This window comes from Amycolatopsis sp. SID8362, from assembly GCF_010550475.1.
Classification (GTDB): domain Bacteria; phylum Actinomycetota; class Actinomycetes; order Mycobacteriales; family Pseudonocardiaceae; genus Amycolatopsis; species Amycolatopsis eburnea.
Genome location: NZ_JAAGNB010000119.1, coordinates 1 through 6910, shown reverse-complemented (window position 1 = coordinate 6910; position 6910 = coordinate 1). Strand labels below are relative to the sequence as shown.

The following is a 6910-nucleotide window of genomic DNA, read 5'->3' as shown; positions in this document are numbered from 1 at the left end:
CAGCAGCGGCGCCGGGTTGCCCTCGGCCGCGCGCGTGCCGCCCGCCCCGGCGATGAGCAGGGGCTTGCCGTCGCGGTCGGCGACCGCCGTGGTGTCCGTCGCGGCGGTGCTGACCACCAGCCGCTGGCCCGCCTCCAGCTTCGGGTGCAGCAACGACGGCGCCCAGTGCACGAGCCACTTCCCGCCGGCCTGGGCGAGCTGGAAGGGGACGTCGTAGCTCCACACGCCGCCCTTGAGGGACCACGCCATCGAGAACGTCCCGCCGGTCGTCTTCGCCCCGGCAGGCGTCGGCTGCAGGAGGGTCAGCTTGGCGACGACCGACTTCGGGTTCAGCGTGTTCCGCGTGTCCCGCAGCGCCACCGCGGCCGCCGCGTTGTCGTCGGTCAGCCGGGCCGCGGCGTCGGGGTTGTTCTCGGTCAGGTCCTGGACGTACTCGGTGATCGCCGACTGCGGGTCGGCCGCGCCCGGCCGCTCGACCGAAGTCGCCCCGGCTTCCGCCGTCGGCGCCGAGTTCCCGCTGTTCAGCACGAAGAACGCCGCCACCACGAGCACGACGACCAGCAGCGCGCCGCCGATCAGGATCCCGCGTCTCTTGCCAGGGCTCATCCCGGTTTCCCCTCCCCCAAGGAACGCCACCGTCGTGAGTGGCAAGTCGGGTTCTAACCCTACTTACCACTCACGACCGGCGTCAGGCCTTCGCGACCGAAACCGTCACCTTCGTGCCTTCGCCGACCGCGCCGGCGAAGCCCTCGCCCACCGGCTCGTGCGCCACCGACGTCGCCAGCGTCTCCGAGGCCAGGAACTCCTCGTGCCGCCGGGCCGCCTCGACGACGTCGTCCGGCGCGTCGACGGTCAGCGCGATCCGGTCCGCGACATCGAGCCCGGCGTCGCGGCGGGCCTGCTGCACGACCCGGACCAGGTCGCGGACCACGCCTTCGGCCGCCAGCTCCGGCGTCACCTCGGTGTCGAGCAGGACCAGGCCGGACCCGCCGGGCAGCTCCGCCGCCGCGCCGCCGCCCTTGGCGACCAGCCGCCGGTCGAACTCGCCCTCCTGCAGCGTGATCCCGGCCGCGACCACGGTGCCGCCCTGCAGCGACCAGTCGCCCGCCTTGACGGCCTTGATCACCGTCTGGACGTCCTTGCCCAGCCGCGGGCCGGCGGCGCGGGCGTTCACCGCGACCTCGAACCCGCCGTGCGCGGCGACGTCGGTGGTCAGCTCGACCGCCTTGACGTTCACCTCGTCCCGCAGGATGTCGGCGAACGGCTCCAGCGAAGACGCGTCCTCGGCCGCCACGACCAGCGACGACAGCGGCAGCCGCACGCGCAGCTTGTTCGCCTTGCGCAGCGACAGCGCCGACGACGCCACCTGCCGCACCCGGTCCATCGCGGTGACCAGCGCCGCGTCCGCGGGCAGGTCGAGCGCGTTCGGCCAGTCGGTCAGGTGCACCGAGCGGCCACCGGTCAGGCCGCGCCAGACGACCTCGGTGGTCAGCGGCAGCAGCGGCGCCGCCACCCGCGAAGTCACCTCGAGCACGGTGTGCAGCGTGTCGATCGCGTCCTTGTCGCCGGCCCAGAAGCGGTCCCGCGAGCGGCGCACGTACCAGTTGGTCAGCACCTCGAGGAAGTCCCGCACGGTCTGGCACGCGCCCGCGACGTCGTAGCTGTCCATCGCGTACTCGACGTCGGTGACCAGCTCGTGCGTCTTCGCCAGGACGTACCGGTCGAGCACGTTCGGCGAATCCGTGCGCCACTGGCCTTCCACGCCTTCGGCGTTCGCGTACAGCGCGAGGAAGTAGTACGAGTTCCACAGCGGCAGCACGGCCTGGCGGACGGCGTCGCGGATGCCCTTGTCGGTGACGACGAGGTTGCCGCCGCGCAGGATCGGGCTCGCCATCAGGTACCAGCGCATGGCGTCGGAGCCGTCGCGCTCGAAGACCTCGTTGACGTCCGGGTAGTTGCGCAGCGACTTCGACATCTTCGCGCCGTCGGAGCCCAGCACGATGCCGTGCGAGACGCAGGTGCGGAACGCCGGCCGGTCGAACAGCGCCGTCGCGAGCACGTGCAGCAGGTAGAACCAGCCGCGGGTCTGCCCGATGTACTCGACGATGAAGTCGCTCGGGTAGTGGTGCTCGAACCACTCGGCGTTCTCGAACGGGTAGTGCACCTGGGCGTAGGGCATCGAGCCGGAGTCGAACCAGACGTCGAGGACGTCCGGCACGCGGCGCATGGTCGACTGGCCGGTCGGGTCGTCCGGGTTCGGCCGGGTCAGCTCGTCGATGTAGGGCCGGTGCAGGTTGTCCAGCCGCACGCCGAAGTCCGCCTCCAGCTCGTCGAGCGAGCCGTAGACGTCCGTGCGCGGGTACTCGGGGTTGTCCGACTGCCACACCGGGATCGGCGTGCCGAAGTACCGGTTGCGGGAGATCGACCAGTCGATGGCGTTCTCCAGCCACTTCCCGAACTGGCCGTCCTTGACGTTCTCCGGGTACCAGGTGATCTGCTGGTTCAGCTCGACCATCCGGTCCTTGAACTGCGTCACCGCGACGAACCACGACGAGACCGCGCGGTAGATCAGCGGGTTCCGGCAGCGCCAGCAGTGCGGGTAGCTGTGGTCGTAGGTCTCGTGCCGCAGCAGCACGGCGCCCTGCTGCGCCGCCGAACCCGTGCCGTTCTTGAGGTCCCGCACGATGTTCGGGTTGGCGTCGAAGACCTGCTGGCCCTCGTAGTCCGGCACGGTGGCGTCGAACTTGCCGTGCGCGTCGACCGGCGTGACCGGCGGGATGCCGGCGGCGTCGGTGACCACCTTGTCGTCGGCGCCGTAGGCCGGGGCGATGTGCACGATCCCGGTGCCGTCGTCGGTGGTGACGTAGTCGGCGGCGAGGACCTGGTGCGCGTTCTCGGTGCCGGTGAAGTACGGGAACGGCGGCGCGTACCGGGTGCCGAGCAGCTGCGCGCCGGTGTAGCGCGCGACGACTGCCGGCTCCTCGCCGAGCTCACGCTCGTACGCGGCGACGCGCGCTTCGGCGAGCAGGAACCGCTTGCCGTCGTGCTCGACGACGACGTAGTCGACGTCCGGGTGCACGGCCGTGGCGAGGTTCGACGGCAGCGTCCACGGCGTCGTCGTCCAGATCAGCAGGTAGGTGCCGTCGAGGTCGTTGTCGTTGCCCTGCAGCCGGAACCCGACCGTGACGGCCGGGTCCTGGCGGTTGCGGTAGACGTCGGCGTCCATGCCCAGCTCGTGGTTGGACAGCGGCGTCGCGTCGCGCCAGCAGTAGGGCAGGACGCGGTAGCCCTCGTAGACGAGTCCCTTGTCCCACAGGCGCTTGAACGCCCAGAGCACCGACTCCATGTACGTGACGTCGAGGGTCTTGTAGTCGTTGTCGAAGTCGACCCAGCGCGCCTGGCGCGTGACGTACTCGCGCCACTCGTCGGTGTAGCGGAGGACGGACTCCTGCGAAGCCGCGTTGAACTTCGCGATGCCCATCTCTTCGATCTCGGACGTCTCGGTGATCCCGAGCTGGCGCATGGCCTCGAGCTCGGCGGGCAGGCCGTGGGTGTCCCAGCCGAAGCGGCGCTCGACCTTGCGGCCCTTCATCGTCTGGTAGCGCGGCACCAGGTCCTTGACGTACCCGGTGAGCAGGTGGCCGTAGTGCGGCAGGCCGTTGGCGAACGGCGGGCCGTCGTAGAAGACGTACTCGTTGTCGCCGTGCTCGCCCGCGGGGCGCGCGTCGATGGTCGCCTGGAACGTCCGGTCCGTCTCCCAGTAGGCGAGGACCTGCTTCTCCAGCTCGGGGAAGGACGGCTGCGACGGGACTCCCGCACCGTCGTTCAGCTGGGCCTGGGGGTACATCCGGGTGCTCCTCGGTTCGTCGCGCTCGTACGGACTGCTGTCCACACGGGGACGAGACGCCTGGCGGCGTTCCGCGGTACCACCCCGCTTGCCCGCTTTCGCGGGCCGCTTCGTTGAACGGCTGTCACGGGCCGCACCCGTCCGGTTCTACTGAGAGCGGTGACGCTCGGTTCTTCCGGAGGCTCCCCGGTGATGGCCGGATCGACGCCGTGCTGCTACCAGGTTAACCGCCCCGCGCAACCCGGTTGCCGGAGGGGCGCACCGGAAACGAACACGACCGCCGCGGCGATCCCCCGTTAGCATGACCGGGTGCCGCAGAGAGGGTTCGCGGCCGGAAACCACGGGGGAACTTTTCACGGTGAGCCGCACTTTCCAGGTGGACCTTCGCGGGGTCGTCGACCTCCTCAGCCGCCACCTCTACTCCAGCCCGCGCGTGTACGTGCGGGAGCTGCTGCAGAACGCCGTCGACGCGGTGACCGCGCGCCGCGCGCGGGAGCCCGGCGCGCCCGCGGAGATCGCGGTCGAGGTCGGCGAGGGCGTCCTGCGCGTCACCGACACCGGGATCGGACTGACCGAAGCCCAGGTGCACGAGCTGCTCGCGACGATCGGGCGAAGCTCCAAAAGGGACGAACTGGGCTTCCAGCGCCACGAGTTCCTCGGCCAGTTCGGGATCGGGCTGCTCTCGGCGTTCCTCGTCGCCGACGAGGTGCGCGTCGTGACGCGGTCGGTGGACGGCGGCCCGGCCGTCGCGTGGACCGGCCGCTCCGACGGCACGTACGCGATCGGGCCGGGCGAACGGGACGAGCCGGGCACCACGGTCACCCTCGACGCGCGTCCCGGCGCCGAACAGTGGTTCGTCCCCGAGACCGTCGCCGAGCTGGCCACGCTCTACGGCTCGATGCTGCCGTTCGGGATCACCGTCGACGGCCACCCGGTCACCACGCCCGTGCCGTGGGCCCGCGACGACCGCGCGCCCGGGCAGCGGCAGGCCGACCTGGTCGGCTACGCGCAGGACACCCTGGGCTTCACGCCGTTCGACGTCGTCGAGCTGGACGTGCCCGCCGCCGGGCTGACCGGCGTGGCGTACGTGCTGCCGTTCCCGGCCAGCCCGGCCGAGCACGGCGGCCACCGCGTCTACCTCAAGCGGATGCTGCTCGCGGAGAACGCGCCGGGGCTGCTGCCGGACTGGGCGTTCTTCGCCCGCTGCGTCGTCGACGCGGGCGAGCTGCGGCCGACGGCGAGCCGGGAAGCGCTCTACGACGACGGCCAGCTGGAGTCGGCGCGCGAAGCGCTCGGCGACCGGCTGCGCGGCTGGCTCGCCGGGCTGGCGCGGACCGCGCCCGACCGGCTGAACCGGTTCCTCGGCATCCACCACCTCGGCGTCAAGGCGCTCGCCCTGCACGACGACGAGATGCTGCGGCTGGTCGAGCAGTGGTGGCCGCTGGAGACCAACGTCGGCCGGATGACCATGGCCGAGTTCCGCGGCCGCTACGGGCTGCTGCGCTACTGCGCCACCTCCGACGAGTTCCAGCAGCTGGCCGGCGTCGCGGCGGCGCAGGACATCGCCGTGATCAACGGCGGCTACACCTACGACAGCGAGCTGGCCGAGCGGATGCGGGCGCTCGAACCGGACCTCGTGGTGACCCGGCTCGACCCGAGCGACCTCACCACGGCGTTCGCCGAGCTGGACAGCGCCACGGCGCTCGCCACCCGGCCGTTCGTCGCGGCCGCGCAGCGCCACCTCGACCGGCTGGGCTGCGAGGTCGTGCTGCGCGAGTTCCAGCCGTCGAGCCTGCCGGTGCTCTACCTGCTGGACCGCGCCGCCGCGTTCGCCGGCGAGCTGCGGGCCACCAAGGACCAGGTCGACGAGCTGTGGGCGGGCGTGCTCTCGGCGTTCGAGAAGCCGGCCGACGACCGCCCGCAGCTGGTGCTCAACCACCGCAACCCGCTGGTGCGGCGGATCAGCCTGCTGCGGGACGACACGCTGCGCGGGCTGGCCGTCGAATCGCTCTACGGGCAGGCCCTGCTGTTCGGCAGGCACCCGATCCGGCCGGCGGACGCCGCGCTGCTGAACCGTTCGTTCCTCGGCCTGCTGGAGCAGGCCGTCCCCGAAGAGGAGACCCGATGACCACCCCCACCGCCGGCGAGCAGGAGGTGTGGGACCGGCTGTGGGCCGCCGAGCGCCTGCCGCGCGGCCGCGCCCAGATCGCCGCGCTCGAAGCCGGGCTCCGGGAGGCCGACGCGCTCGGTTCGCCCGAGCTGCGCTTCGGCGCCCGGATCTTCCTCACCAGCGCCTACCAGCAGGGCGGCGAGCCCGCGAAGGCGTTCGTGCCGTTCGCGTGGTGCCTGGCGGTGCACGACCGCGGCGAGGCCGACCCGCGCTGGACCCACGACCTGCACTGGTACTTCAAGTTCATGGCCGGGTCGATGGCGACCTTCCCCGAGGTGCCGCTCGAGCGGACCCGGGCCGTGCTCGACGACATGGAACGCCGCTACCGCACGGCCGGGTACTCGATGAACCCGGTGCACCAGTACCGCGCCGTGCTGGCCCGGCACGTCGGCGACCGCGAGGCCGCCGCCGAGCAGTACCGGCTGTGGTCGGCCGCGCCGCGCGGCCAGATGTCCGACTGTGTCGGCTGCGAGCCGAGCGACAAGGTCGCGCACCTGGCGTGGCTCGGCCGGTACGCCGACGCCGCCGAGGTGGCCGAGCCGGTGCTGGGCGGGCAGTTCAGCTGCGTCGAGCAGCCCCAGCACATCCTGACCGAGCTGCTGCTCCCCTACGTCCACATCGGACGGTACGACGACGCCGTCCAGGCGCACCGCCGCGCGTACCGGGCGATGCGGCACGACCCGGCGCAGCTGCAGTCGATCGCCACCCACGTCGCGTTCTGCGCGCTGACCGGGAACCACGCCCGCGGGCTCGACCTCGTCGAGCGGCACCTCGGCTGGCTCGACGCACCGCCGACGCCGTACGCGGAGCAGGAGTTCGCCGCCGCGGCCGCGCTGACCCTGCGACTGGTGGCCGAAGGCGGCCACGGCGACGCGCCGGTGCGCCGTGCGGGC

At 72.0% G+C, this 6910-nt stretch carries 3 protein-coding genes and 1 pseudogene; 2 read left to right on the top strand and 2 right to left on the bottom strand.

Annotation, left to right across the window (positions count from 1 at the left end):
- Positions 1-606 (bottom strand): NTF2-like N-terminal transpeptidase domain-containing protein (locus tag G3I65_RS04150; protein WP_275940140.1); only part of this gene is annotated, 606 nt, incomplete at its 3' end.
- Between the two features lie 82 nt (positions 607-688).
- Entirely contained in the window at positions 689-3847 is a 3159-nt protein-coding gene (ileS, locus tag G3I65_RS04145) for an isoleucine--tRNA ligase (RefSeq protein WP_160694902.1), read from the bottom strand.
- Between the two features lie 358 nt (positions 3848-4205).
- Between ileS and G3I65_RS04140 the strand changes: the two genes are divergently transcribed.
- Complete coding sequence (locus G3I65_RS04140; RefSeq protein ID WP_160694900.1) at positions 4206-5975, top strand: HSP90 family protein; 1770 nt, start codon at positions 4206-4208, stop codon at positions 5973-5975.
- Positions 5972-6910, top strand: a pseudogene (locus G3I65_RS04135) (hypothetical protein); the annotation flags it as partial. The gene G3I65_RS04140 and the pseudogene G3I65_RS04135, both read left to right, overlap by 4 nt.